At 59.2% G+C, this 25,887-nt stretch carries 24 protein-coding genes and 3 tRNA genes; 20 read left to right on the top strand and 7 right to left on the bottom strand.

The features are described 5' to 3' along the window. Positions 1–134 precede the first annotated feature (134 nt). The 4 genes from D7X94_RS01925 (at position 135) to D7X94_RS01910 (ending at position 1,590) form a co-directional block, all read left to right on the top strand. Positions 135–210, top strand: a tRNA-Lys gene (locus D7X94_RS01925). A gap of 5 nt (positions 211–215) precedes the next feature. Next, positions 216–290 (top strand) — tRNA-Glu (locus D7X94_RS01920). Between the two features lie 30 nt (positions 291–320). Next, positions 321–396: transfer RNA gene (locus D7X94_RS01915), tRNA-Asn, on the top strand. Positions 397–897: 501 nt separating this feature from the next. Beyond that, on the top strand, positions 898–1,590 hold the full coding sequence (locus D7X94_RS01910; RefSeq protein ID WP_120425989.1) for a helix-turn-helix domain-containing protein: 693 nt from the start codon (positions 898–900) through the stop codon (positions 1,588–1,590). A gap of 108 nt (positions 1,591–1,698) precedes the next feature. Here the strand turns inward: D7X94_RS01910 and D7X94_RS01905 are convergent, their stop codons facing one another. After that, a complete protein-coding gene (locus tag D7X94_RS01905) occupies positions 1,699–3,111 on the bottom strand; it encodes a uracil-xanthine permease family protein (RefSeq protein ID WP_199714982.1) in 1,413 nt (470 codons plus the stop codon). Between the two features lie 648 nt (positions 3,112–3,759). Between D7X94_RS01905 and D7X94_RS18285 the strand changes: the two genes are divergently transcribed. Beyond that, positions 3,760–3,933 carry a hypothetical protein gene (locus tag D7X94_RS18285; protein WP_158590851.1) on the top strand — a complete coding sequence of 58 codons (174 nt, stop codon included), beginning with the start codon at positions 3,760–3,762 and terminating at the stop codon, positions 3,931–3,933. Positions 3,934–4,233: 300 nt separating this feature from the next. Here the strand turns inward: D7X94_RS18285 and D7X94_RS01895 are convergent, their stop codons facing one another. Next, positions 4,234–5,013: a type III pantothenate kinase gene (locus D7X94_RS01895; RefSeq protein WP_120425987.1), complete on the bottom strand. Its 780-nt coding sequence runs from the start codon at positions 5,011–5,013 to the stop codon at positions 4,234–4,236. Beyond that, positions 5,010–5,690: an ECF transporter S component gene (locus D7X94_RS01890; RefSeq protein WP_120425986.1), complete on the bottom strand. Its 681-nt coding sequence runs from the start codon at positions 5,688–5,690 to the stop codon at positions 5,010–5,012. The genes D7X94_RS01895 and D7X94_RS01890 overlap by 4 nt, the downstream gene beginning before the upstream one ends. Positions 5,691–6,354: 664 nt before the next feature. Between D7X94_RS01890 and coaBC the strand changes: the two genes are divergently transcribed. The 6 genes from coaBC to D7X94_RS01860 all read left to right on the top strand — a co-directional run bounded on the left by coaBC (position 6,355) and on the right by D7X94_RS01860 (position 12,772). Further along, positions 6,355–7,560, top strand: coding sequence for a bifunctional phosphopantothenoylcysteine decarboxylase/phosphopantothenate--cysteine ligase CoaBC (gene coaBC, locus D7X94_RS01885; RefSeq protein ID WP_243111089.1), 1,206 nt, complete (start codon positions 6,355–6,357; stop codon positions 7,558–7,560). After that, on the top strand, positions 7,553–8,032 hold the full coding sequence (locus D7X94_RS01880) for a hypothetical protein (RefSeq protein ID WP_120425984.1): 480 nt from the start codon (positions 7,553–7,555) through the stop codon (positions 8,030–8,032). The genes coaBC and D7X94_RS01880 overlap by 8 nt, the downstream gene beginning before the upstream one ends. Positions 8,033–8,618: 586 nt before the next feature. Then, positions 8,619–9,875 (top strand): serine hydroxymethyltransferase, encoded by a 1,257-nt coding sequence (gene glyA / locus D7X94_RS01875; RefSeq protein WP_120425983.1) that lies wholly within the window; start codon positions 8,619–8,621, stop codon positions 9,873–9,875. Positions 9,876–10,542: 667 nt separating this feature from the next. Next, a complete protein-coding gene (locus D7X94_RS01870; protein ID WP_120425982.1) occupies positions 10,543–11,241 on the top strand; it encodes a flavin reductase in 699 nt (232 codons plus the stop codon). Between the two features lie 3 nt (positions 11,242–11,244). Next, the gene (locus D7X94_RS01865) at positions 11,245–11,955 is read left to right on the top strand and encodes a tRNA threonylcarbamoyladenosine dehydratase (RefSeq protein WP_120425981.1); all 711 of its coding nucleotides are present in this window, start codon (positions 11,245–11,247) and stop codon (positions 11,953–11,955) included. Further along, on the top strand, positions 11,939–12,772 hold the full coding sequence (locus tag D7X94_RS01860; protein ID WP_120425980.1) for a tRNA 2-thiocytidine biosynthesis TtcA family protein: 834 nt from the start codon (positions 11,939–11,941) through the stop codon (positions 12,770–12,772). The genes D7X94_RS01865 and D7X94_RS01860 overlap by 17 nt, the downstream gene beginning before the upstream one ends. Before the next feature lie 576 nt (positions 12,773–13,348). Here the strand turns inward: D7X94_RS01860 and D7X94_RS01855 are convergent. Then, the gene (locus tag D7X94_RS01855) at positions 13,349–14,419 is read right to left on the bottom strand and encodes a branched-chain amino acid aminotransferase (RefSeq protein WP_120425979.1); all 1,071 of its coding nucleotides are present in this window, start codon (positions 14,417–14,419) and stop codon (positions 13,349–13,351) included. 112 nt (positions 14,420–14,531) lie between these two features. Between D7X94_RS01855 and D7X94_RS01850 the strand changes: the two genes are divergently transcribed. The 3 genes from D7X94_RS01850 to D7X94_RS01840 all read left to right on the top strand — a co-directional run bounded on the left by D7X94_RS01850 (position 14,532) and on the right by D7X94_RS01840 (position 15,997). Then, positions 14,532–14,711, top strand: a complete 180-nt coding sequence (locus D7X94_RS01850) for a hypothetical protein (protein WP_120425978.1) — start codon at positions 14,532–14,534, stop codon at positions 14,709–14,711. Beyond that, on the top strand, positions 14,698–15,264 hold the full coding sequence (locus D7X94_RS01845) for a manganese efflux pump MntP (protein WP_120425977.1): 567 nt from the start codon (positions 14,698–14,700) through the stop codon (positions 15,262–15,264). The genes D7X94_RS01850 and D7X94_RS01845 overlap by 14 nt, the downstream gene beginning before the upstream one ends. Before the next feature lie 232 nt (positions 15,265–15,496). Continuing rightward, on the top strand, positions 15,497–15,997 hold the full coding sequence (locus tag D7X94_RS01840) for an NUDIX hydrolase (protein WP_120425976.1): 501 nt from the start codon (positions 15,497–15,499) through the stop codon (positions 15,995–15,997). A gap of 117 nt (positions 15,998–16,114) precedes the next feature. Here D7X94_RS01840 and spoVAE read toward each other — a convergent pair whose 3' ends face one another. Beyond that, on the bottom strand, positions 16,115–16,471 hold the full coding sequence (gene spoVAE, locus D7X94_RS01835) for a stage V sporulation protein AE (protein ID WP_120425975.1): 357 nt from the start codon (positions 16,469–16,471) through the stop codon (positions 16,115–16,117). A gap of 406 nt (positions 16,472–16,877) precedes the next feature. Here spoVAE and D7X94_RS01830 point away from each other — a divergent pair, with 406 nt between their 5' ends. Then, positions 16,878–17,228: a MerR family transcriptional regulator gene (locus tag D7X94_RS01830; protein ID WP_120425974.1), complete on the top strand. Its 351-nt coding sequence runs from the start codon at positions 16,878–16,880 to the stop codon at positions 17,226–17,228. Continuing rightward, positions 17,212–17,919: a formate/nitrite transporter family protein gene (locus D7X94_RS01825; protein ID WP_120425973.1), complete on the top strand. Its 708-nt coding sequence runs from the start codon at positions 17,212–17,214 to the stop codon at positions 17,917–17,919. Before D7X94_RS01830 ends, D7X94_RS01825 begins: the two co-directional genes overlap by 17 nt. A gap of 235 nt (positions 17,920–18,154) precedes the next feature. On the opposite strand, the gene D7X94_RS01815 is transcribed toward D7X94_RS01825, so the two are convergent. Continuing rightward, positions 18,155–18,958 (bottom strand): hypothetical protein, encoded by an 804-nt coding sequence (locus D7X94_RS01815; RefSeq protein WP_120425971.1) that lies wholly within the window; start codon positions 18,956–18,958, stop codon positions 18,155–18,157. Between the two features lie 32 nt (positions 18,959–18,990). Continuing rightward, entirely contained in the window at positions 18,991–19,281 is a 291-nt protein-coding gene (locus D7X94_RS18095; protein WP_147401642.1) for a hypothetical protein, read from the bottom strand. On the opposite strand from D7X94_RS18095, the gene malQ reads away from it, so the two are divergent. The 4 genes from malQ to D7X94_RS01795 all read left to right on the top strand — a co-directional run bounded on the left by malQ (position 19,256) and on the right by D7X94_RS01795 (position 25,779). Then, positions 19,256–20,818: a 4-alpha-glucanotransferase gene (gene malQ, locus D7X94_RS01810; protein ID WP_120425970.1), complete on the top strand. Its 1,563-nt coding sequence runs from the start codon at positions 19,256–19,258 to the stop codon at positions 20,816–20,818. The genes D7X94_RS18095 and malQ overlap by 26 nt on opposite strands. Beyond that, a complete protein-coding gene (locus D7X94_RS01805) occupies positions 20,769–23,045 on the top strand; it encodes a glycogen/starch/alpha-glucan phosphorylase (RefSeq protein WP_120425969.1) in 2,277 nt (758 codons plus the stop codon). The genes malQ and D7X94_RS01805 overlap by 50 nt, the downstream gene beginning before the upstream one ends. A gap of 273 nt (positions 23,046–23,318) precedes the next feature. After that, positions 23,319–24,023 carry a response regulator transcription factor gene (locus tag D7X94_RS01800; RefSeq protein WP_120425968.1) on the top strand — a complete coding sequence of 235 codons (705 nt, stop codon included), beginning with the start codon at positions 23,319–23,321 and terminating at the stop codon, positions 24,021–24,023. Beyond that, positions 23,998–25,779 carry a sensor histidine kinase gene (locus D7X94_RS01795; protein ID WP_120425967.1) on the top strand — a complete coding sequence of 594 codons (1,782 nt, stop codon included), beginning with the start codon at positions 23,998–24,000 and terminating at the stop codon, positions 25,777–25,779. The genes D7X94_RS01800 and D7X94_RS01795 overlap by 26 nt, the downstream gene beginning before the upstream one ends. Positions 25,780–25,887 lie beyond the last annotated feature (108 nt).

Genomic DNA, 25,887 nt, shown 5'->3' with positions numbered 1-25,887 from the left:
TGGTAACATGTTCAGCTTGGCAGTACTAATAGGCCGAGGGCTTGACCATTTTGTTCCCTCCCTTTTCGATTCCTTCCTCTGCTTTCTACGCTTTATTCAGTTTTCAGGGAATTGCTCCTTTCGGGGAGTTTCTTGCACCATTAGCTCAGTTGGTAGAGCACCTGACTCTTAATCAGGGTGTCCCGGGTTCGAGTCCCTGATGGTGCACCAATTTTGGCCCGTTGGTCAAGCGGCTAAGACGGCGGCCTCTCACGCCGCAAACGTGGGTTCGATTCCCGCACGGGTCACCAAGAGTTATCATTTTGTGTTAACTCTTATATTCCTCCTTAGCTCAGTCGGTAGAGCATGCGGCTGTTAACCGCAGGGTCGTTGGTTCGAGTCCAACAGGGGGAGCCAATGAAGCGCCTACAGAGATTTCTGTGGGCGCTTTCTTTTTGGAAAAGAGAAGGGCTTCGCACGGCTGGTTTCATATTTTTGCCAAGCTGGGGTAAGTGCTCTCAACCAGCCAGGGTAAAAGTTTCGTCGTCTCACCTACCGGTTCGGTCGTCGCTTGACGGTTCCCACAAGGGACCAGCACCTCCACCCGACGACCAGCTTAAAAGCCCAAGAGTTTGCTATGCAAACTCTGCGACTCTCTTTCCTTTGTAAAGAGAAAGTCGGCTGGACCGGTCAATAATGGAGTGCTTCTGCACTCAGTCAGCGGAGTGCGCAGGCGTACCAGCCAATTCGCTCGCCCAGCCCTTGGTGCTCCTTGTCTATTAGCCGCCGCGCACGCCGTTCCCCCCATAAAAACAACCAGACAGAGTTGTCTACTAGCGCAAAAAAGGGGGATTCTCACTTTCTGTCCTGTCCATTTGCCGTTTTTCACGATATTCTATCCCTAAGGAGGGATCGCCCATGGATCAGAAAAAAGTTGGCCTGTTTTTGAAGGCCCTGCGGAAAGAGCGGAGTCTTACCCAGGAGGCGCTGGCGGAGGTCCTGAACGTCTCCGCGCGGACAGTCTCCCGGTGGGAGACAGGATGCAATATGCCGGACATCAGCCTGCTGGTGGAGCTGGCTGAATTCTATCAGGTGGGTATCTCCGAAATTATTGACGGCGAAAGGAGAACGGAGCAAATGGAAAAAACGGAACAGATGGACCAGGAGACCAGGGATACCGCGGTGAAGCTGGCGGCGTATAGCAGGAACAGCCTCGGCGTGGAGAAGAGGAACCTTGTGGGGGTGCTGCTGATGGCGTTCGCGGCCCTGCTGATGATCTCCGGGTTCGCGGTCTTTCCCAGCGAGAGCAGTTGGGGTAGTATTTTCGCCATCGCGGGGGCGGGCATAGGGCTGGTGGGGGTATGGCTGCGGGTGAAATCCCTGCTCCCCTACCGGAGCGTGCGGGTCCTGACCGTGGTGGGCTGCGCCGTGGCCCTCTTCGGGGTATTCATGGTCTCGGACTACATCGCGGTGGCGGAGTTCCAGCAGGTGCCCAGATTTAGCTATGAAAAGCGTAGCGGGGACGGCGTGGTAGAGCACAGGACCCTGTTCTATACGGTTGTCCAGAGGAATCCCGGGGCTGCGGACGAGCGGGTGGAGATTGTGCGGTAGACGCGAAACTTTTACCCTAGTTAGCTGAGTACGTACACGTTAACCAGCAAAAAAGCAGGGCAAACCGCAATGGTCTGCCCTGCTTTTGTTTTTAACCCGTCTCAATCCTCAGCGGGCCTTGCGCTCCGGGACGATCTCGTCCTTGTCCACAGAGTGGGCCACGAGGCCCTTGCCGTCCCCGATGTCCGGGATCACAAGGTTCAGGATGATGCCCACGATGATGCCCAGGCCGATGTTGGAGAAGCTGAAGGTGGCGTTGCCGATCACCGCGCCGCCAATGGCCAGCACCAGCATCACCGCCGCGATGCACAGGTTGCGGTTCTTGGTGAAGTCCACGTGGTTTTCCACCAGGGTGCGCAGGCCCACAGAGGCGATCATGCCGTAGAGGACGATGCAGGCCCCGCCCAGCACGCAGTTGGGTACAGACTGGATCACACCGATGGCCTTGCCCAGGAAGCTCACAGCAATGGCGATGACTGCGGCTACGCGCAGAGAGGCGGGGTTATAGTTGCCGGTGGCAGCCAGCACAGCGGTGTTCTCGCTATAGGTGGTGTTGGGAGGTCCGCCCACCAGACCGGCGAAAACAGTGGCAAGACCGTCCCCCATGAGGGTGCGGTGGAGGCCCGGCTTCTCGGTGAACTTCTTGTTCACCACCGCGCCGTTGGCGTACACATCGCCCACATGCTCCACGCAGGTGACAATGGCGATGGGGGCAATCATGCCGATGGCGGTGATGTTGAAGCTGGGCAGGACGAAGTGGGGGACCTGGAGCCAGCCGTATTCAGCGATCACGCTGGTGTCCATAAGGGAGGCGGGAGCCAGCCCGGTTTTGGTGACGATGAGGGCCAGTAGGTAGCCGCCCACCAGGGCGATGACGATGGAGGACATCTTCACGATGCCCCGGCCGCAGCTGGAGAGGACCACCGCCGTCAGGCACACCACGCCCGCCAGAACCCAAGCCCACACATAGGCGGCCATGTCGTAGCCCTCGGCAAAGGGGGCCAGGGAGGCGCCATCGGGACCATACTGGGTCTGGATGTTGTTGATGGCGGAGGAGGCCAGGTTCAGGCCAATGAGGGTGATGCCCACCCCCCGGACCACCGGGGGGAAGAGCTTGTCGATGAGGCCCTTGCCGAAGAGCTTGATGATGAGAGCCAGAATCAGGTAGAACACGCCGGAGGCGATCACGCCGCCCATGGCCGCAGCGATCTGCTCGTCCTTGGTGGCCCCGAAGGCGGAGTTGCCCACCACGCCGCAGATGGCGGAGATGAAGGCGAAAGAGCTGCCCAGAAAGGTGGGCATCCGACCGCCGGTGCACAGGTGGAAGATCAGGGTGCCGCAGCCCGCGCAGAACAGAGCCACGCCCACGTCCAGGCCGGTGAGCAGGGGCACCAGGATGGTGGCGCAGCTCATGGCGAAGGCGTGCTGAAAGCCCAGGGCAAAGCATTTCTGTGCGCCCAGCTTTTCGTATTCCACGGACTGGGGGAAGAGGGCGCGGTTGATTTTAGAGAAGAATTCCAATTGTTTTGCCTCCTTAATTCCTCAATTTTTGCCGATTCGACTCAGTGTACCAGAATTTGGCTGAAAAGTCAAGCAAAAGAAAAGGTCGTGGGGCTGTCCCGCCTGCGGAGCAGACGGGACGCCCTTGGATCCCGGAGAAAGCCAGCTCTGTGCGCATGGAACGAGCCGAAAAGCCCGCCCGGACTGGTGCTCCGCAATCAGCCAGCGGGCGCACTCACGCGCCCATAAAAATACAACGAAATTTAGTACATTTTTTGAGGGGCGCGCCCCAGGCGGAATTCGTTCGGCGAGCTCTCTGCCCGCGGGGTATACCGCGCCTGGTATGCGAGAAACGAAAGCTGACATTCGCGGCAGTGTCAATGCGATAAAAACTCGCGCGGTTCGGTTTATCTTTCTGTTTTGCAAAGCAAAACTCTGCCCAGCTGACTGCGAGGCGCACAGAACTGGTTGGGCGGAAAGAGGGCGCCCAAACCACAACCGCCCCAGAGAATTTATTCCAAATGGTAATGGCCTTTTGCCCACGCATGAAACCCGCAAAGCCGGGCAAACTGATATAGTTAACGCGGTTCAAAAGAGATGGATAGCCTCTTTATAAGCGCGTTTGTGATAGAAATCCCTATCAAGCCAATCAAGGAAAGGATGAACAGGATGCAAGAAGAAAAGCGGGGCATGGACATGCAGGCCCAGACCTATTTCGATTCCCTGCCGGTGATCCTCCAGGAACAGATCGTGCAAAGCGGCGTCAAGCTGAACACCCGGGAAGAACTGGAGCAATACTGCAAAAACGCGCTGTCGGTTCCAAAAGCGGAGAGCCGGAATTAACGAACAAGAGGGGGCTTTTCTTACGAAAAGTCCCCTCTCTGCTGGTATATAGCCAACTGAGAACCTGTATCCACAATCTGCAATCACCGCCCGCACGGCCTTTTCAGACCTGTTCCGCGTTAAATTTCCTTGAAATATGGAAAGCCTATCTGCGGAAATTTGCCTTGACCAGCTCTGACAATACGCGCGCATCCGGTAACTTCGGTCATGAATACAGGCTCTAACTTGAAAAACGGCCTTTTTAGTAGCGGATAGAATCAAAGACTTTATCCGCGGGATGCCGGGAATACGCGGAGCTTCCTACGAGCTTTGGAGCTTGGCGTTTTTCTTATAAAGAATATAGAGTCCCTCCAGCAGAAGATTTTCGTCATAATGCAGGGGCTTGCGGCAGTAGCTGTGAATCAGCGCCATCAGCCCCCCGGTAGCCACGGCGGTGACCGGCTGGCCCAGCTCCTCCTCCGTGCGGGCGATGAGGCCGTCGATCATGAGAGCGCTGCCATAGACCGCCCCGGCCTGCATACAGTCGATGGTGTTGCTGCCAATAAACCGCTCCGGCGGGCCCAGGTGGATGTAGGGCAGCTGGGCGGCACGGGCGGAGAGGGCGTCCACGGAGAGCCGCAGCCCGGGAATAATCATGCCGCCCCGGTAGGCCCCGTTTTTATCGATCACGGACATGGTGGTGGCCGTGCCCATGTCGAAAATCACCAGGGGAGGCTGGTATTTGGAGAGGGCCGCCACGGCGTCCACCACCAGATCGGCTCCCAGCTGGGCGGGGTTGTCCATGCGGATGTCCAGGCCGGTTTTCAGGCCCGCCCCCACAGAGAGGAAGGTCTTGCCCGTGAGAAGGGCCATGGCGTTCTTCATCACCATGCGCAGCTCCGGCACCACGCTGGAGAGGATCCCCCCGGAGAGGGACAACGGGTCCACCCCCCGGCTTTTCAGCAGGTTGCCGATGAGCAGGCAGTATTCGTCCGCGGTCTGGTCCCGGTTGGTGTGCAGGCGCAGGGTGAGGATCAGCCGGTCCTCCCGCCAGCAGCCCAGGACCGTGTTGGTATTTCCAATGTCAATGGTGAGTATCATTTACCGGGCCCCCTTTTGATTTGAATGGTGGAAAGGGCCTTGGAGAGCCCCAGGCACACCGGTGGAACAATCACCGCCGCAGCGATGGCCTCCGGAATGCCGTTGGCGAAAACTGTGGTGAGGATGAAGCCGTTCACCAGGTCCCGGCCAATGCCCTGGGCGGCCGCGTAGGCGTCTCCCAGAAGCAGGGCGATGAGCCCCATGACGAGGACGGTATTCACCGCCGAGCCCACAGCCCCGGCGAAAGCGTAGCCCACGGTTTTGAGGGCGGTGCGGTTTCCGGGGATCCGCTCAAAGAGCTTCACCACGAACCAGGGCACCACGCCCACCAGAATCCGGGGCACAAAGCAGATCACCAGCGCCCAGGGGGTGCCGTGGGTCTCTCCCGGCAGGGGCACGAAGGGGGAAAAGGCGAAGCTCACCAGATTGGGGGCCATGGTGCCCTTCCACAGGCTGATGAGGCCGAACATGCCCCCCAAAAAGCCTCCGCGCCCAGGCCCCAGCAGCACAGAGGCGATGATCACCGGGATGTGCAGGGTGGTGGCCCGCATAAAGGGCAGATCGATGAGCCCCAGGGGCGTGAAGCCCATCAGGAGCAGGATGGCCGCGAACAGGGCGGTGAGAACCAGCCCCTGAAGATTGGCGGCGCGTTTGGACACAGAACCAGTGCTTGTCATATGGCATACCTCCTGCCGCCCGCGGAAAGCCGCGGTGCAGCGAATTTTATTTTACCCGGCCCCGCCGGCGCTCCGGTCCCATCCTCACGGTATGGGCCGGACAGCGGATCCGGGCCAGTCTATTATACCCACTGGGAAGAATTTTTGCAACCCTATTTTTGCAGGAGGGATTATTTTGAGTATTCGACGGCCTTCGGGCGCACGGGTCACGGGTCTCGCCTACCGGCTCGGTCGGTTCGCAGCTTGTGTGCCACAGGCACACGCTCACCCCACACCCCGCCAGCTATAAACTTGGCGTTGCCAAGTTTCGACCAGCTGGACCGGTCAATGTTGTTACCTGTAGCATTCCAAGCTAACCAGGGTAAAGTTTTCGTAGACTTCGCGTAGCGAATGTCTTACTTTTCTCAAAAGGTGGGGGGGGTTCTTAGGGGGAGACAATCGCCAGTGGCGATTTCCCGTCGCCGACCGAACCGGCAGGTGAGAAAAACCCCTAAGCTGCCAGCGGCCGTAAACATCGTCCCCCAATCAACACGCGCTTTGGGCTGGGTTTTGCAGCCGCGAGGGGATAAAAATTCAAAATCTTGTATAGACGCTTTACATTGCCCCCGGAATTTGTTATAATCTGGAGGGAAAGAGAGAAACACGGGGGGAGGCTGGATTTGTTTTGAAAAGAAAGACCGTTGTGCTGGGAGTGACCGGGGGCATCGCCTGCTACAAGGCGGCGGCTCTGGCCTCCAAGCTCACCCAGAGGGGATACAATGTGGAGGTGGTGCTCACCAGAAACGCCACGGAGTTCATCGGCCCCCACACCTTCGAGTCCCTCACCCACAACCGGGCCATGGTGGACACCTTTGACCGGAACTTCCAGAGCCATGTGGAGCATGTGGCCCTGGCGGACAAGGCGGACGCCCTCATCGTGGCCCCGGCCACGGCAAATATCATCGCCAAAGCGGCCCACGGCATTGCGGACGACATGCTCTCCACCACCATCCTGGCCTGCGATTGCCCCAAGTTGGTGGCTCCGGCCATGAATACCCGGATGTACGAAAACCCCGTCACCCAGGATAATCTGGCGGCGCTGCGCCGCTACGGCTGGCAGGTGATTGAGCCCGCCGTGGGACGGCTGGCCTGCGGGGCCGTGGGCGCGGGGAAGATGCCCGAGCCCGAGGACCTGCTGGAGGCCGTGGACCATGCTGTCCGCTATGAAAAGGATTTGGCTGGGGTGAAGCTGCTGGTCACCGCCGGGCCCACCCAGGAGGCCGTGGACCCGGTGCGCTTCCTCACAAACCACTCCTCCGGGAAGATGGGCTACGAGATCGCCCGGGGGGCGGCGGCCCGGGGGGCGGAGGTCACTTTGGTGACTGGCCCCACGGCCCTGAAAAAGCCCGCCTTCGTGGACTGCGTGGACGTGGTGACAGCCCGGGAGATGTTTGACGCGGTGACATCCCGGGCGGGAGACATGGACATCATCGTCAAGGCGGCGGCGGTAGCGGATTACCGCCCGGCCCATCCGGCGGAGAACAAGATCAAGAAGCAGAGCGGCGAGGCCATGATCCTGGAGCTGGAGCGCACGGACGACATCCTTCTCTGGCTTGGGGAGCACAGAAGGCCCGGCCAGCTGCTGTGCGGGTTCAGCATGGAGACGGAGAACCTGTTGGAGAATAGCCGGAGAAAGCTCCAAAGGAAGCATCTGGACCTGATTGCCGCGAATTCGCTGACAGAAGAAGGGGCGGGCTTCGGCGGTTCCACCAACGTGCTGACACTGATCTCCCCGGAGGGGGAAATCACTCTGCCCCTGATGAGCAAGGAGGACGCCGCCCACCGGCTGCTGGACAAGATCGCCGAGATCAGGAGGCGGCCCTATGAATAAGCCGTGGGACGCCGGAGACAACAGGGAAGGCCCCCAGAGGAGGCGGAAAAAGCTCTGGCAGAGGATTCTGGCCGTGGTGGGGCCCATGGTGCTGGCAGGGGGGCTGGTCACAGTGTGCTTTTTCGCCATGAACGGCGTCCCCGTCTGGGGCGCTCCGAATCCCAAGGATGTGGCCAGCGTCACCGTGGCCTGGGCGGAGGACCCGTCCCGGACCTACACGGACCCGGAGAAGATCGAGCTGGCAGTGAAGCTCATCAACAAGCTGAACTATCAGCCTTTTACCCCGGTCTCCGAGGCCTCAGAGCAGGTTGGCCCGGACGTGACCTTTACCTATACTTTGAAGGACGGCCGGGAGCTCACCGCCGGGGCCAACTGGATCACCGGCTGGTGGAAGGGGGAGGCCCGCGCTCTGAAAACGCCGGACCTGTTCGTGAATCTGGCGGAGGGGCTGTTTCCGCCGGGGGAGGGCTAAGACCGTGGGGCGTTGTCTCGCCTGGTCTCGTCTGCCGACTCGGTCGGGTCAGAACGATTGCCACCGGCAATCTTCCCCGGCTCGGTCGGTTCGCGGCGTGTCTGCCACTGGCAGACGCTCACCCCCAAACCCCACAAACTGTTTGAAAAGAAGTTTAAGACGTTACCTTCGGTAAGTCTCAAAAACTTTTACCCTGGTTAGCTTGGAATGCTACAGGTAACAACATCGACCGGTCCAGCTGGTCGAAACTTGGCAACGCCAAGTTTATAGCTGGCGGGGGTGTGGGGCGCGGAGCCCCATGACCTTGCCCTTAAACACCTGAGAAAACAACACAGGAAGATAGGAAAACAGTCCGGTGGACTGTTTTCCGTAAGAAACCCTCGTCGGGGGTTTCTTATCCCGACTGCGGAGCAGGCGGGACATTCCTCGGAAACCGGAACCAGCCAGCTGAGCGCACGGGCGTACCAGCCAAAACGCGCGCCGTGGGTGCTGAAATCCCACCGCGCCAGCGCGCTCCAAAAGCCCCCCCGTCACATCATAAGAATAACCATACCATACAATAGAATTTATCTTCAGGAGGCACAGTATGTTTCAAGACCTTATGGACACCATCGGCTTTGTAGGAACCAGCGACCCGGATGTGGCCGCCGCCATGGAGCGGGAGCTCCACCGCCAGCGGCGGAACCTGGAGCTCATCGCTTCTGAGAATATCGTCTCCCCGGCGGTGATGGCCGCCATGGGCACCGTCCTCACCAACAAATACGCCGAGGGCTACCCCGCCCACCGGTACTATGGCGGCTGTCAGTGCGTGGATATTGTGGAGGATATCGCCCGGGACCGGGCCTGCAAACTTTTCGGTGCGGACCACGCCAACGTCCAGCCCCACTCCGGCGCCCAGGCCAACCTGGCGGTATACTTTGCCTTCTTGCAGCCCGGCGACACCGTGCTGGGCATGAACCTCTCCGAGGGCGGGCATCTCTCCCACGGCTCTCCGGTGAATATGTCTGGTGCGCTCTACCATTTCGTGGCTTACGGCGTGGACCCGGACACGGGCCGCATCGACTACGACAAGGTGATGGACCTGGCCCTAAAGGAGAAGCCCAAGCTGATCGTAGCCGGGGCCAGCGCCTACGCCCGGGCCATTGACTTTCAGAAATTCCGGGAGATCGCCGACGCCTGCGGGGCAAAGCTCATGGTGGATATGGCCCATATCGCGGGGCTGGTGGCGGCGGGCTGCCATCAAAATCCCGTCCCCTACGCCGACGTGGTGACCACCACCACCCACAAGACTTTGCGGGGCCCCCGGGGCGGGCTGATCCTCTGCAAGGAGGAGTACGCCAAAGCCATCGACAAAGCGATCTTCCCCGGCACCCAGGGCGGTCCGCTGATGCATATTATCGCCGCCAAGGCCGTATGCTTAGGAGAGGCCCTGCGGCCGGAGTTCAAGGCCTATGGAGAGCAGGTGGTAAAGAACGCCGCCGCCCTGGCCCAGGGCCTTCTGAGCCGTGGGGTGAAGCTGGTCTCCGGCGGCACGGATAACCACCTGATGCTGGTGGACCTCAGCGGCCTGGAGCTCACCGGCAAGGAGCTGGAGCGCCGCCTGGACGAGGTGTATATCACCGCCAACAAGAACACCGTGCCCGGGGAGCAGCGCAGCCCATTCGTCACCAGCGGCCTGCGGCTGGGCACCCCCGCCGTTACCACCCGGGGCCTGCGGGAAGCCGACATGGACCAGGTGGCCGCCTGCATCGCCCTGGCCATGGAGGACGGCTTTGAGGAGAACGTGGAGAAGCTGCGGGGCATGGTGGAGGACATCTGCCGGAGGTATCCTCTATATCAGTGAGCGATAGGTTTTGAGTAATGATATGGGGGGAACGGCGCGCGGGGAGGCTTGGCAACGGGCACAAGTCCTGGCGGGAACTTTCGGCTCGCCGCACGTTGCACGCCGCTGGCTCACGTATCGTCCAATGGAAAAGGGCGTCCCGCCTGCTCCGCAGTCGGGATAGGGGGTCTCGCCTGGTCTCGTCTGCCGACTCGGTCGGTTCGCAGCTTGTGTGCAATACTTGGCTTTGCCAAGTATCCGGCAGAACGCTCACCCCCCGACGAGGGGCGCTGGTCCCCTGTGGGACCGTTCAGCGCCGACCGAAGCGGAAGCGTAGACCCCCTACGCAAAACGTCCCACTGGGACGTTTATGCCACCCTCCTGTGTTGTTTTCTTACGATTTTAGTTCTTGGAGTTTCACCCCAAACCCCACAAACTTTTTCCCTGGTTAGCTTAGCGCTTCGTACCCAGCTGGCAGAGTTTTGCGTAGCAAAACTCATGACACACGGCGAAACCTAGTCTGATTCTATCGCCATTCTTCGCGCCGTGTGCGACGAACGAAGTGAGGAAGCAGGGTAAAAGTTTCGTAGACTTCGCTCTGCGAAGTCTTACCGTTCTCAAAGGTTGCAGGGGTTTGGGGACGGAGTCCCCAAGGTCCAAAAAATCTGACGCGAAACGAGGTGCGAGCATGAAACCTTTGGTTCTAGGAAATATTTCATACGGCATGTACGCGATTGGGGTGAAGGATCAGCGGGGGCCCAACGCCTGCATCGTGAACACGGTGATGCAGGTGACGAAAACCTCCCCCTCGTCCCCGCCCCTGGTGGCTCTTTCCATGAACGGGGAGAATTACAGCTGCCAGTGCATTGAAGAAAACGGAGTGTTCACCATCTCCGTGCTGTCGGAGGATACCCCGGCCACGGTGATCGGCGCCCTGGGCTTTACCAGCGGGCGGCACGGCGGCAAGCTGGAGAACATCCGCCACAAGGTGCTGATGGAGGGCGTGCCCGTCATCAAGGAGAACACCTGCTGCTGGTTCCTCTGCCAGGTGAAAGCCAAGCTCCCCGCCGGGGGCCAAGTGCTGTTCATCGCGGAGATCATCGCCGGAAGCGACATCACCGGCGGTCGGGAGGTGGCCGGGAAATTCGAGCCCTACAAGCCCATGACCTACCAATACTATGTGGAGAAGCTCCGGGGCGTCTCCCCCATGAAGGCCCCAACCTACCTGCCCCAGCAGAGCGGCGAGCGGATTACCGGCGAGCGCTTCGTGTGCTCTGTGTGCGGCTACGAGTACAAGGACCCCAATTTCGGCTTCGAGGAGCTCCCCGCAGACTGGACCTGCCCCATCTGCAAAATGCCCAAGAAGGCCTTTGTCCGCAAGAAATAGGGCATGGAAACCGCGTTTGAACGAGAAGAGCTCCTCCTGGGCCGGGAGGCCGTGGAGCGCCTGCAGAGGGCCCGTGTGGCCGTGTTCGGCCTGGGGGGCGTGGGGGGCCACGCCGCCGAGGCCCTGGTCCGCTGCGGGGTAGGGGCAATCGATCTCATCGACGGCGACACCTACAGCTCCACCAACCTGAACCGCCAGTTGTTCGCCACCAGGGCTACCCTGGGAAGGGAGAAAACCCGCGCCGGGGCGGAACGCCTTCAGGAGATCAACCCGGCTCTCAGGGTGGAAGAGCACCCCTTCTTCTACACCCCCGACACGGCGGACCGGCTGGATTTCACCCGGTTCGACTACATCCTGGACTGCATCGACATGGTCACCGGCAAGCTGGCTATCATTGAGCGGGCCGTGGGGGAGGGCGTGCCTATTATCAGCGCCATGGGGGCCGGCAACAAGCTGGACCCCACCGCCTTCCGGGTGGCGGACATCTACGAGACCAGCGTCTGCCCCCTGGCCCGGGTCATGCGCCGGGAGCTGAAAAAACGGAACGTCCGGCGGCTGAAGGTGGTCTACTCCCAGGAGCCGCCCCTCACAGCCCCCGCCGGAGAGCATCCCCTGCCTGGCAGCGTGGCCTTTGTGCCCTCTGTGGCAGGGCTCATCCTGGCGGGGGAAGCGGTCAAGGATTTGACAGGAGTGGGAAATGATAGAGAATCATAACAGCCTCTGCTGTCAGGCGGAGCGCAGTCTTACAAAAAAATACCGCAAGCAGATTTGGGCGCCATTCATTGCCGGGGTCAAGACGTATGAGCTGATCCAGGAGGGCGACCGGATCGCTGTGTGCGTTTCCGGTGGAAAGGACTCCATGCTGTTGGCGAAGCTCATGCAGCTCTTGCTCCGATATTCCGAGTTTCCGTTTTCCCTGGAATTTATCGCCATGGACCCGGGCTATAGCCCGGAAAACCGTCAAAAGCTGGAGGAGAACGCCCGGCTGCTTCAGGTGCCGGTTCAGATCTTTGAGACAAACGTATTTGACGTGGCGGACTGGGGGGATAAAAACGCCTGCTATCTCTGCGCCCGGATGCGCCGGGGGCATTTGTACCGCCGGGCCCAGGATCTGGGCTGCAACAAGATCGCCCTGGGGCATCATTTCAACGACGTGATCGAAACCACGGTGATGGCCATGTTCTATGGGGCTCAGCTTCAGGGGATGCTCCCAAAGCTCCACAGCAAAAATTTTCCCGGCATGGAGTTGATCCGTCCCATATACCGGGTGCATGAGGACGCGGTCCTTGCCTGGAAGCGCTATAACGGTCTGGAATTTTTGCGGTGCGCCTGTAAGTTCACCCAGCAGGCCGCAGCCTGCGGCGGCTCCAAGCGCCAGGAGGTGAAAGAGCTTCTGGCAGGCCTGAAAAAGCACAACCCCAATGTGGAAAAGAATATTTTCCAGAGCCTGCACAGCCTCTGCCTGGACACTTTCCCCGGCTACAAAAGCGGCGGGCAGGAGCACAGCTTTCTGGAAAACTATACTTTTTAAGAGTTTTTATGGGGGGAACGGCGCGCGGGGCAGCTTGGCGATAGGCACACAGCCGGACGGGAACTTTGAGCTGAGATACTGCGCCTAGAGCTGGCTTGCTCCGGAATTAGGAAATTTTTTTCTCAGTTGCAAAAGAGATTCATCTCGCCGTACGAGATGAACTCTCCGTCCCCCTCTTATATAGTTAATCGAGCGAAGCGAGCATTAACTATGATTCACCATTTCAAAAAATGCGCTTCTGAGGTATTTAAGGTCGTGGAGCACCGCTCCACACCACGCCAGGGGTTAGGATGTCTCACCTGCCGGTTTGGTCAGTCGCTACATGTGTGCCACTGGCACACAGCGACCCCCTGGACCCGGCAATGTGTTCGGCTTTTGCGCACTCAGCCAGCCAGGTTAAAAGTTTTTGAGACTTACCGAAGGTAATGTCTTAAACTTCTTTTCAAAAAGTTTGGTCCAGTCCAGGGTGAGAGTTCGTAAGACAAAGTCTAACGAACTCTTGCTGCCGGAGGCCAAAACACACTCTAAAAAGTACACAAAAAAGAAGGCCCCGAGAGGCCTCCTTGAGAAGGTTCTTTATTTCACTTCCACCGTCCAGCCGAATTCGTCTTTCAGCTTGCCGGTCTGGATGCCGGTGACCGTGTCGTAGAGCTTCTGGCTCACCGGGCCGATGCCGCCCCCGGCGATCTCCATCACCTCGTCGCCATAGCGCAGAACGCCCACAGGAGAGATCACTGCCGCGGTGCCGCTGCCCCAGCACTCCTCCAGAGAGCCGTCCCGGGCGGCTGCCACCAGCTCGTCCACAGAGACCCGGCGCTCCTCCACCTCCATGCCCCAGTGGCGGCACAGATCCAGGCAGCTGGCCCGGGTCACGCCGGGCAGGATGCTGCCGTTCAGCTTGGGGGTGACCACCTTGCCGTTGATCTTGAAGAAGATGTTCATGGAGCCCACTTCTTCGATATACTTCCGCTCCACGCCGTCCAGCCAGAGCACCTGGGCATAGCCCTCGGCGTCGCCCTTCACCTGGGCCTTCAGGCTGGCCGCGTAGTTGCCGCCGGCTTTGGCCTCGCCGATGCCCCCCCGCACGGCCCGCACGTAGTCGTCCTCAATCCAGATCTTCACTGGGTCCAGGCCGCTGGCATAGTAGGCCCCGGAGGGAGAGAGGATGATGATGAACTGGTAGGTAAGGGAGGGATGCACCCCCAGGTGGGGATCCGTGGCGATGATGAAGGGGCGGATATACAGAGAGGTGCCCGGCTGGGTGGGGATCCAGTCCTTCTCCACGTGCACCAGGGTCTTGATGCCGTTGATGAAGTCCTCCTGGGGCACGGGAGGGATGCACAGCCGCAGGCAGGAGTTCTCCGCCCGCTGGGCGTTGCGGTCCGGGCGGAAGAGCAGCACCCGGCCGTCCTCCGTGTGGTAGGCCTTCAGGCCCTCGAACATCTCCTGGGCATAGTGAAAGACCATGGCGGAAGGGTCCAGGCAGATGGGCTGGTAGGGGATGACCCGGGGATCGTGCCAGCCCTGGCCCTCGGTATAGTCCATCACGTACATATGGTCTGTAAAAATCTGGCCGAAGCCCAGCTTGCTCTGGTCGGCGGGCTTTGCTTTTGGAGTTTTTGTCAGCTCAATTTTGATTTCCTGCATTTTGTTGACCTTCCCTCTTCAGGTGATGCGCCGGGAATCCAGCGCTTAATTACTTTCAATTATAATACCGGACGGAGGAAATTGCAAGGAAAGGGGAGAAGCTCCTGCAAAAATGGGAATTTTCATAATTTTTCTCCACTTTGCCGGAGGGGTTTCTAAAGAGCCGGCCTTGACGAACGGGAAGAAGGGGGATTATAATAGGCACACGGCGCGGAAATATATATTTTTTGGAAAACCAGATCCGGATGGTTCTGTTATGGAGACCAGGGAGGCGCGGGATGAATATTTTTGAGCTGTTTTTGCTGGCGGTGGGGCTTTCTATGGATGCCTTTGCCGTGGCAATCTGCAAAGGGTTGGCCCTGAAAAAGGCGGACGGCAAGAGCATGGCCCTAGTAGGGGTCTGGTTCGGAGGATTTCAGGCGCTGATGCCCGTGGCGGGCTATCTGGTGGGGGTGCAGTTTAAAGAGGCCATCACCGCAGTGGACCACTGGATCGCCTTCGGGCTGCTGGCGGTGATCGGCGGCAACATGATCCGGGAGGCGGTGTCTGGCGGGGAAGAGGCGGAGGACGCCTCCCTGGCCCCCAAGAACATGCTGCCGCTGGCTCTGGCTACCAGTATCGACGCCCTGGCGGTGGGAGTGGGCTTTGCTTTTTTGGACGTGAACATCGGCGCGGCGGCGGGATTTATCGGCGTGGTGACCTTTCTGCTCTCGGCGGCGGGGGTGAAGGTGGGCGGCGTGTTCGGGGCAAAATATAAGAACCGGGCGGAGATCGCCGGAGGCGTGATCCTGATTCTGCTGGGCACAAAAATCCTGCTGGAACACCTGGGACTGCTGGCTTTTTAACCCCGTTTTCACTTGTCAAAGTTTTGGGAAAAGCCCTGGCAAGCGAACAGAAAAAGTTTCGCAGACTTCGTTTTACGAAGTCTTACCTTTCTCAAAGGTGGTGGGGTTCTTAGGGGGCGACAATCGCCAGTGGTGATTCCCCGTCGCCGACCGAGCTGGCAGCCGAGACCCCAAACATCGTCCCTCAAATACATGGTTTGGGCACTTCCAAAAGTTGATTAAGGAGGCTTTTATGGAACTCTGGGATCTCTATTCGGCCAGCCGGGAGCCTCTGAGACGGACGCATGTCCGGGGGGACGCCATCCCCGAGGGCTGCTTTCATCTGGTGGTGCATGTGTGGCTACGGGATAGCCGGGGGCGGTATCTGATCTCCCAGCGGGCGGCGGACCGGCCCACGTTCCCCCTTTTGTGGGAGTGTACCGGCGGGTCGGTGCTCCAGGGGGAGGATAGCCTGGCCGGGGCCCTGCGGGAGGTCCGGGAGGAGCTGGGAATCGACCTTGCCCCGGAGAGCGGGCGGCTGGTGTTCTGCCAGGTGCGGGACTGGGTGGACGGTGTGCGCTTCGGGGACATTCTGGACGTGTGGCTCTTCGATTTTGACGGGGAGGCGGACTTGGACCGGGGGGAAGGCGAGGTCCGCCGGTGCCGCTGGATGGACCGGCGGGAAATTTCCGGGCTGTACGAGACCGGGAAGCTGGTCCAGACCCTGGGGTATTTTCTGGAGGATATTATTTGAGCGGCATGGGGGCCCGGCTCGCGCGCTGGCGCGGCCAGGGACACACAGTATTACTTTAAAAAAGAATACAAAACGGCAAGGGCCTTTCCCGCTTGGGAAAAGCCCTCGCTTTTTTGTTCATGTCTTGACCCTGGGCTTGGCTACCAGCGCCGCCAGGTAGCCAAAGAACACCGCCGCCGTAGTGCCCGCCGCGCCGGCTGTCAGCCCGCCGGTAAACACGCCCAAAAACCCCTGTTCCACCACAGCTTTCCGCACACCCTCTGACAGGGCCCAGCCAAAGCCGCACAGGGGCACTGTGGCCCCGGCCCCGGCGTAATCCACCAGGGGGCCGTAAAGTCCCACGCCCCCTAACAGCACGCCCATGGTGACAAACAGCACCATGATCCGGGCGGGGGTGAGCTTGGTCAGGTCGATGAGCAGCTGGCCGATCACGCAGATCAGCCCGCCAACCCAGAACGCGTTCACGTATTCCATGGAAATCCCTCCTTTGGAGGATAGTTAACGCAGTTCAAAAGAGCCAGAATACTCTTTTGAACCAGGCTGGGAGGTCACGGACCTCCTAAGAGCCGTTGCGTTTCCTATAGTGTGCCGTTTTCCAGGGAAATTATACTTTCTGAAAGACAAGCGGCTGCGCACGCTGTCTCTGAAAAAGCATATTTTTAAAAGTGTCTTTTTGCCTCTGGCAGCTGGGGGGGGGGGTATTCTCACCCGCCGGAGGCCAAGCGTAGCGAAGCGAGCACCGATTTCAAAAAGCGTGCTTTTTGAGGGAACGCAACCGTTCCCAACATGTTCCTGGGAAAGAAAGCCATTTTTGGTAAATATCACCGCTTGACCTGGAGTGTGGTCAAGATAGTATAATAGTATATCGAGGTGAGAAAGCGTGACAATCAAAGCTGTCAGTGAAAAATATGGTATTACCCAGGACACCCTTCGCTATTATGAGCGGGTGGGCATGATCCCCACCGTCACCCGGGCCCCCTCTGGGCACCGGGACTACCAGCCGGAGGACTTGGGCTGGGTGGAGCTGGCCAAATGCCTGCGGGGCGCGGGCCTGACTGTGGAGGCCATCGTGGACTATGTAAAGCTCTCTCAGGCTGGGGAGTCCACCGTGCCCGCCCGACTGGCGCTGCTGCGCAAACAGCGGGAAGAGCTCCTGGAGCAGCGCCAGCAGATCGAGACTGCCCTGGAACGGCTGGACCAAAAAATTGCCCGGTATGAGGCCAAAAAGTAAGTCCTTTCCCAGGAGGAGCCCGGCGGGGGGATCTGCCCGCGCCAAAAAACGCGAACAGGAGGCCTTTATGAAGCATCTTGTCACTTTTGTGTACGCTGTGCTGGCGGGGGTGGCTATCTCCATTGGGGGAGCGGCTTTTTTGGCCAGCGACAGTCGGGCTGTGGGCGCGGCGATGTTCTCGGTGGGGCTTTTCGCCGTGTGTACATTGGGCTTGAATTTGTTTACGGGAAAAGTCTGCTATGTGTTTCAGAATTCTCCGTCTTACGCGGCGGACTGCGGCCTGATCTGGCTGGGGAATTTGGCGGGAGCCTGGATTTCCGGCACAGCCCTGACCTGGACCCGCCTGGACTGGGCGGAAAAAGCCGGGGCCATCTGCCAGGCAAAGTTGGAGGACTCTCCGGGAAGCGTGTTCATCCTGGCGGTGTTCTGCAATATCCTCATTTATTTGGCGGTGGAGAGCTACCGGGAAAATCCCCATCAGCTGGGAAAATATCTGGGGCTTTTTTTAGGCGTCGCGGTTTTCGTGCTGGCAGGCTTTGAGCACTGTGTGGCCAATATGTTCTATTTTACGGTGGGCAGCGTCTGGAGCCCGAAAGCTCTGCTGTACATATTGGTGATGACGGCAGGAAACGCCCTGGGCGGCGTAATTTTCCCGCTGGCAAAGAAGCTGAAAGAAGCATATGCCGCGTGATAAAAATAATCCGAGTGAACTCTCAAAGAGCTTGGAAGGCCAAGGCTTTTTGAGGGAAAACTCGGATTGTTTTTTGCCCCTTATGGGGGTGAGAAGAAAAGCTGTGCCTTCCGGCGGAAAATGGGTTATAGTTAACGCGGTTCATAAGGAGGTGTTCTACCTCTTTTGAACCAGGTGGGGCAACCGTCTAGCTTGAAAATCGGCATTTACCGATTTTCAAGTGCGTTTACTATACTTATGAGACGGTCTTCGCGTATTCGTCCAGCTCCTCCATGTTCCGCTGATATTCCTCCAGGGTGTCGAAGCCGCTTTCGTAGTTGCTGCGGTAGGTCTCTATCAGCTCCCGGCGCTGCTCCTCGGCGGAGGGCCCCTCCTCGTCCATCAGGGGGGAGACAAGGGCTTCGGCGGGAAGCTCCTCTTCGGTCCAGGGGTTGTAAAAGCCACCGTTTTCATCAGGCACATAGGCCCCCTGGACCAGCCCCCGGACATAGTAGTAATTTCCCTCGGTGTGGATGCCGTTGCCCACCTCGGGGTGGTACAGGAACAGCAGGTAGGTGGTGTCCGGCTCAAACTCCGGATTAGAGGACCAGATCTGCGTGTAGGCGCCCACGGTGCCGCCGTCTGTCCGCACGGCGATGGCGTCCCCATAGGGGTTTCCCTTAAGGACAGTATCCACCGTGAAGCTGTGGTCTGTCTGAATGGTCTGCCCGCCAGAAGTGGCCCAGGTCAGGAAGGATTCCCGCTCCCCGGTGCTCTTGGCCAGCACGATAAGGGAGGATTTTTCTATGAGTTCGTCGATCGTATAGCCGACGATAAGAGCAGAAAATTCTTCAGTGGTGGTAATCAATGTTTTCAGGGAGGCGCGCAGGGTCCAATAGGCGGAATAGACCTCGTCGGTCATTTTAGAGACAAGGGCATTTTCCAGGGGGCTAAGCCCGGCGGACGGAGCGGGAGAGGCCTTCGCGGGCACAGCGGGGACCAGGAGCAGCAGCGCCAGAAGGGACAGCAGCGTGCGTTTGGAAAGGGAAATGCTTTTCAAAAAAAGACGCTCCTTTCGCAATGAGAATTTTTTCAGAAAGCATGCTTTTTGAAAGCGGTGCTCGCTTCGCTGCGCTTGGCCTCCGGCGGGTGAGAAGAACCCCCCAGCTGCCAGAGGCAAAAACACACTTTTAAAAATATACTTTCCTTTGGTATGTAAATTTTTTTAGGAATCGCCAAAAAATATGGAAAATCTTGCCCAGACATGATATACTTTATTATGGATAAGCGCAAAAGGCCGCTTTTAAGCAAAAAAAGCCCCGAGGACCAGCCGGGGCCGAAAGGATTGTGAAGCAAAATGCCAACAAAATCTTCGTGGCTCACCCGTCAGGCCGGCATCCTGCTGGCCGTCAGCAGCCTGCCCTCCAAATACGGCATCGGCACCTTGGGCAAAGCCGCACGGGACTGGGTGGATTATCTCTCAGCCGCCCGCCAGAGCTGCTGGCAGGTGCTGCCCCTGGGCCCCACGGGCTTTGGCAACAGCCCCTACCAGAGCTACTCCGCCTTTGCCGGAGACCCCCTCTATATCGACTTGGACCTGCTGTGCGAGGACGGCCTCGTCACCGAGAAGCGGCTGAAAAAGGCCGAGTGGGGCCAGGACCCCGCCAAGGTGGACTACGACGCCGTACGCAAAGCCAAGGAGCCCATCCTGCGCAAGGCCTTCGAGAACTTCAAAAAGCAGAAGGCTCTGGCCCGCTTCCGCAAGGAAAACGCCGCCTGGCTGGAGGACTACGCCCTCTTCATGGCTCTAAAATCCGCCCATAAGGACCAGCCCTGGTATCAGTGGGAGGAGGACATCCGCCTGCGCAAACCCGAGGCCATGAAAAAGGCCCGGGCTCAGCTCTCCAAAGAAATCGACTACTATGCCTTCACCCAATACATGTTCTTCCAGCAATGGGGAAAGCTGAAAAAGTACGCCAACAAGAAGGGGATCTCCATCATCGGCGACACGCCCATCTATGTGTCCGGGGACAGTGCCGACGTGTGGGCCAACCCCGGCCAGTTCCAGCTGGACGAGGACAACATGCCCACCCAGGTGGCAGGATGCCCCCCCGACGCCTTCTCCGCCGACGGCCAGCTGTGGGGCAACCCCATCTACCGCTGGGACAAGATGAAGGAGGACGGCTATACCTGGTGGATCGCCTGTGTGAAGGCCAAGCTCAGCATGTTCGACGTGCTGCGCATCGACCATTTCCGGGGCTTTGAGAGCTACTGGTCCGTGCCCTATGGGGACGAGACCGCCCGGGGCGGCAAATGGGTCAAGGGCCCTGGCTACGACTTTATCCAGGCCATCAACGAGGCCGTGCCCGGCGCGGCCATCATCGCAGAGGACCTGGGCTATCTCACCCCCGCGGTGAAAACCCTTTTAAAGCGCAGCACCTATCCGGGCATGAAGGTGATGCAGTTCGCCTTCACCTCCTGGGAGGACAGCAGCTACCTGCCCCACAACTACGGGAACCACTGCGTGGTCTACACCGGCACCCATGACAACGACACTACCCTGGGCTGGATCCGCAACGCCCCCAAGGGGGACCTGGAGATGGCCCAGGACTATCTGGGCTTCACCGAGGAAAAGGCCGGCCTGTGGGCCATGATCCGCGCCGCCTTCACCAGCGTGGGGGACCTGTGCGTCATCCCCATGCAGGACTACCTGGAGCTGGGCTCCGAGGCCCGCATGAACACCCCCTCCACCGTGGGCCCCCAGAACTGGAGCTGGCGCATGGAGAAGGGCGCGAACACCAAAGAACTTGCCGAAAAAATCGCCCGGCTCACCGACATCACGGCCCGGGCCAGAATGGAGGAATCCCAAGATGATACGGGAAGAACTGGAAAAAAAGCTAAGCGGAAAAAGTCTAAGTGAGGCGGAAAACGCCGAGATCTACGGGGCGCTTCTGGCCCTCACCCAGGAGCGGCTGCAAAAGGCCCCCCGGATCTCCGGGGACCGGAAGCTCTACTATGTCTCCGCCGAATTCCTGGTGGGCAAGCTGCTCTCCAACAATCTGATCAACCTGGGCCTCTTCGAGGAGGTCCGGGCAGCGCTGGAGGAGGCGGGCAAGTCCCTCTCGGAGATCGAGGAGATCGAGCCCGAGCCCTCTCTGGGCAATGGCGGCCTGGGCAGGCTTGCCGCCTGCTATCTGGACTCCGCCGCCACCTTGAACCTGCCTGCGGACGGCGTGGGCCTTCTGTACCACTTCGGCCTGTTCCGCCAGAGCTTCTGGGAGAACAAGCAGTATGAGAACCCGGACCGCTGGCTGCCCACCCCGGACGCCCCGGATACCTGGCTGGAAAAGACCGGCGTGAGCTTCTCCGTGCCCTTCCCCGTCGGGGAGGTGAAGTCTGTGATGTACGATCTGGTGGTTTCCGGCTATGAGGCGGGTAGCAACCGCCTGCACCTCTTCGACCTGGAGACTGTGGACGAGGCCCTGGTCAAGGACGGCATCGGCTTTGACAAGACCGCCGTGGACAAGAACCTCACCCTCTTCCTGTACCCCGATGACAGCGACGACGAGGGCAGGCTGCTGCGGGTCTATCAGCAGTATTTCATGGTGAGCAACGCCGCCCAGCTGATCATCAAGGAGCTCTCCGCCAAGGGCTACGCCCTGCGGGACCTGTGGAAGCACGCGGTGGTCCAGATCAACGACACCCATCCCTCCATGATTATCCCGGAGTTCATCCGCCTGATGCAGAAAGACGGCATCTCCATGGACGAGGCCATCTCCATCGTCTCCAAGACCTGCGCCTACACCAACCACACCATCCTGGCCGAGGCCCTGGAGAAGTGGCCCATGCACTACCTGCAAAAGGCCGTGCCGGGGCTGGTTCCCATCATTGAGGAGCTGGACCGCCGGGTCAGGGAAAAGTTCCCGGACCAGGAGGAGCTCTATCTCATCGACAAGCACAACCTGGTCCACATGGCGAATATGGACATCCACTACGGCTTCTCCGTCAACGGCGTGGCGGCCCTGCACACGGACATTCTCAAGGAGGCCGAGCTGAAGGCCTTCGCGGACGCCTACCCGGAGAAGTTCAACAACAAGACCAACGGCGTCACCTTCCGCCGGTGGCTCATGCACTGCGACCCGGAGCTCAGCGGGTTCATCACGGAAAAGATCGGCTCCGGCTGGAAGAAAAACGCGGATGAGCTGGAAAAGCTCCTCCAGTTCCAGGACGACCCGGACACCCTGGACCGGCTCCTCCAGATCAAGGGGGAGAAGAAGGCCCAGCTCTGCCAGTATATGAAGGAGAGGGCCGGGGTGGAGCTGGACCCGGAGTCCATCTTCGACGTGCAGATCAAGCGCCTGCACGAGTACAAGCGCCAGCAGATGAACGCCCTGTATATCATCTGGAAGTATCAGCAGATCAAGGCCGGGAACCTGCCCCGGCGGAAGATCACTTTGCTCTTCGGGGCAAAGGCCGCCCCCGCCTATATCATCGCCAAGGACATCATCCACCTGATCCTCTGCCTCTCGGAGCTCATCCGGAACGACCCGGACGTGAGCCCCTATCTGGAGGTGCGCATGGTGGAGAACTACAACGTCACCTGGGCGGAGAAGCTCATTCCCGCCTGCGACATCTCCGAGCAGATCTCCCTGGCCTCCAAGGAGGCCAGCGGCACCGGCAACATGAAGTTCATGCTCAACGGCGCGGTGACCCTGGGCACAGAGGACGGCGCCAACGTGGAGATCCATGAGCTGGTGGGGGACGAGAACATCTGCATCTTCGGCAAGTCCAGCGACGAGGTGATCGACCTCTACAAGGAGGGCGAGGGCCGTTACAAGGCCGCCGACTACTACCCGGCGGACCCGGAGATCGAGGCGCTGCTGGACTTCATCATCAGCCCCACCATGATGCGCCTGGGAGACCCGGAAAACCTGGGCCGCCTCTACAAGGATATGAGCCGCAAGGACTGGTTCATGGCCCTGCTGGACGTGAAGGAATATATCGCCGCCAAGGAGGGCCTGCTGGCCTCCTATGAGGACCGCCGGGCCTGGGCGAAGAAGATGCTGGTGAACATCGCCAAGGCGGGCTTCTTCTCCTCTGACCGGGCCATCGCCCAGTACAATCAGGATGTTTGGCATCTGTCATAATACAGGTTCTTAGCCTGTAAACACAGAACCGGGTTCCCTTGATTGGGGGCCCGGTTTTGTCTCTCAAAATATACTTTTGAAGAGTAATACTGTGTGGCCTCCGCCGCAAAGGGTCTCGGCTGCCAACTGCCAGGGGCCAACACATACGCTTAGAAAGTATAATTTTCGTAAGAAATTCGTGTTGAAATCGTAAGGCATTCCGGTTAGAATTCTACTATGGAGAACTTATGGGCCGCCGCAGAGCGGGGCTCAACGAAAGGATGGCGGATTCTTATGGAAAACGACGGCAAAAATATCCTGGTGGTGGACGACGACCGGGAAATCGTGCGGGCCATCGCCCTGACTCTGGAAGGCGAGGGATACACCGTTTTCAAGGCCTACGACGGCCTGGAAGCCCTGGATCTGGTCGCGACAAAAAATATCCACCTGATTATCATTGACGTGATGATGCCCCGCCTGGACGGCCTTTCCGCCATTATGCGCATCCGGGAGGGAAAGAACCTGCCTATCATCGTCCTCTCCGCCAAAAGCGAGAACAGCGACAAGGTCCTGGGCCTCTCCATGGGCGCGGACGACTACGTCACCAAGCCCTTTAACCCCCAGGAGCTGGCGGCCCGGGTGAAGTCTCAGCTGCGGCGGTACACCAGCCTGGGGGACATCAACTCCCAGGGGGAAAATGTGATTTTAAACGGCCGCCTGCGGTTCAATCTGGACGAACACGTGCTCTATGCCGATGACGAGCCCATCAAGCTCACCGCCACGGAGACGAAGATCGTGGAGCTTTTGATGCGCAGCCCCGGCCGGATCTTCCCGGCGGAGGAGATTTACAGCAAAATCTGGAACGAGTCGGCCTATTCCACAGAGAATACGGTGATGGTGCACATCCGGCGGATCCGGGAAAAAATCGAGATCAATCCCAGCGAACCGGAATATCTGAAGGTGGTGTGGGGAATTGGATATAAATTTGAAAAGCACTAGCACCTTCAAGGGGCTGGTGTCCTGGGTGTGCCTGCTGTTTATCCTGTGTACGGCCAGCGTCGCCATGGTGTTTGCCATTATGGTGCTGGTGAGCCCGGGCATGACGGAGTATGCCACAGACAGTGTCCACCAGTTCGCCGGGAGCGTTCCCCCATACCTGGAACAGGGGTCTGACGGTGTGTTCCATAAGGCGGAGCCCACCGACTTGGCCTATGAATATGGGGTGAAGATTGCCAGCGCGGTGGCTGTCGTCCTGACGGCGCTGATTTTTATCTTTGCCTTCCGCAGGGACAGGCGGGCTTTTGAGGCGGTAGTCGCCCGAGCTCTGGGGCGGGTCTGGGTAGAGGTGAAGCTGCTTATTCTGGGGCCACTGGTGGTTTTCGGCATGAGCCTTTTCGGCTGGACCAGCACCGAGCGATGCTTCCTCTTCTCCATCCTGGGCGTGCTGACAGTATATTTTCTCTGTCTGGACATTGGCCGCAACCATCGGTTTTTCGGTCACAACATTATCCATTCCATCCTGGTACGGGTAAACGACTACCACGCCATGACCACTTTTGAGCAGCGGGCTGTCCGCCGGCTGTACAGCACCATCGCCATGGTAGTGTTCCTGGTGGTGTTTGGCATCTTCGGCTATGCTGTGGCGGTCAACTTTCTCTATGACCATGGCCAGCACGCCCGGGACAAGCTGGCTCTCACGGTGCCCCTTATTGCCCTGATTGGCGTTATCGGCACTGTGTGGTGGTATATCCTTGCCCTGAAACGGGACCTGCGTGACTGGAACCTGCTGATGGCCCAGATCACGGAGATGTACGGCGGAGACCTGAACGCGGTGAACCATGTGCCGCCCACCAGCAATCTCTATGACTGCGCCATGCAGCTGAACATGATCCGCACCGGCGTGCAGAAAGCTGTGGAGGAGGGGACCAAGGCCGACCGCACCAAAATCGAGCTGATTACCAATGTCTCCCACGACATCAAGACCCCCCTCACCTCGGTAATCAGCTACGTGGAGCTTTTGAAGAGGGAGCCCGGCCTGCCGGAAGCGGCCAAAGACTATGTCAACATTCTCTCTCAGAAGGCCCAGCGCCTGAACAGCATTGTCCAGGACGTTTTCGAGGTATCCAAGGCGGCCACCGGGAACATCAGCCTGAACCTGGAGGACCTGGACATCGGGCGGCTGCTGAAGCAGACCTTTGTGGAGATGGATGAAACCATTCAGCGCTCCCAGCTGCAATTCCGGGTGGACATTCCCGACGCGGCCATGATCGTCCACGCGGACGGCCCGCGGCTCTATCGGGTTTTCCAGAATCTCATCCGCAACTGTACCCAGTATTCCCTGGAAGGCTCTCGGGTCTACGTAGCCCTTTCCGCCCAGGCGGGAGTGGTGCAGGTGAGCATCCGCAATATCTCCAAGACGGAGATCACCATGAACGGCGAGGACCTCACCGCCCGGTTTGTCCGGGGGGACCAGAACCGCACCACCGAGGGCAGCGGCCTGGGGCTCTCCATTGCAAAGAGCTTTACCGAGGCCTGCGGCGGGTGTTTCTTCGTGCGCACAGACGGGGATCTGTTCATTGCCACGGTGCAATTCCCCCTGGTGGAGAGAGGTGGCGGAGAAGGCCTCTTCAGCTATGAAAAGAGTATGGGGACTCCTCCGGTCCCATCAGGAGCGGCGCCGGCCCCGGCTGCTGTTCCGGAACCTCCTTTGCCGGAGCCTCCTGCCGGGCCGAATTCCCCGGAACTCAAAGCGTAAAGAAAAAGGAAGCAAAAAGGACAGCGGTCCTCCTTTGAAAAGGGGGACTGCTGTCTTTTTTCTGTGGAAACAATGGCGAATCCATCATATAGTTAACGCAGTTCAAAA

Origin of the sequence: Acutalibacter sp. 1XD8-33 (assembly GCF_003612555.1) — a bacterium.
Lineage (GTDB): Bacteria > Bacillota > Clostridia > Oscillospirales > Acutalibacteraceae > Acutalibacter.
This window is presented reverse-complemented; position numbering and strand designations above follow the sequence as displayed.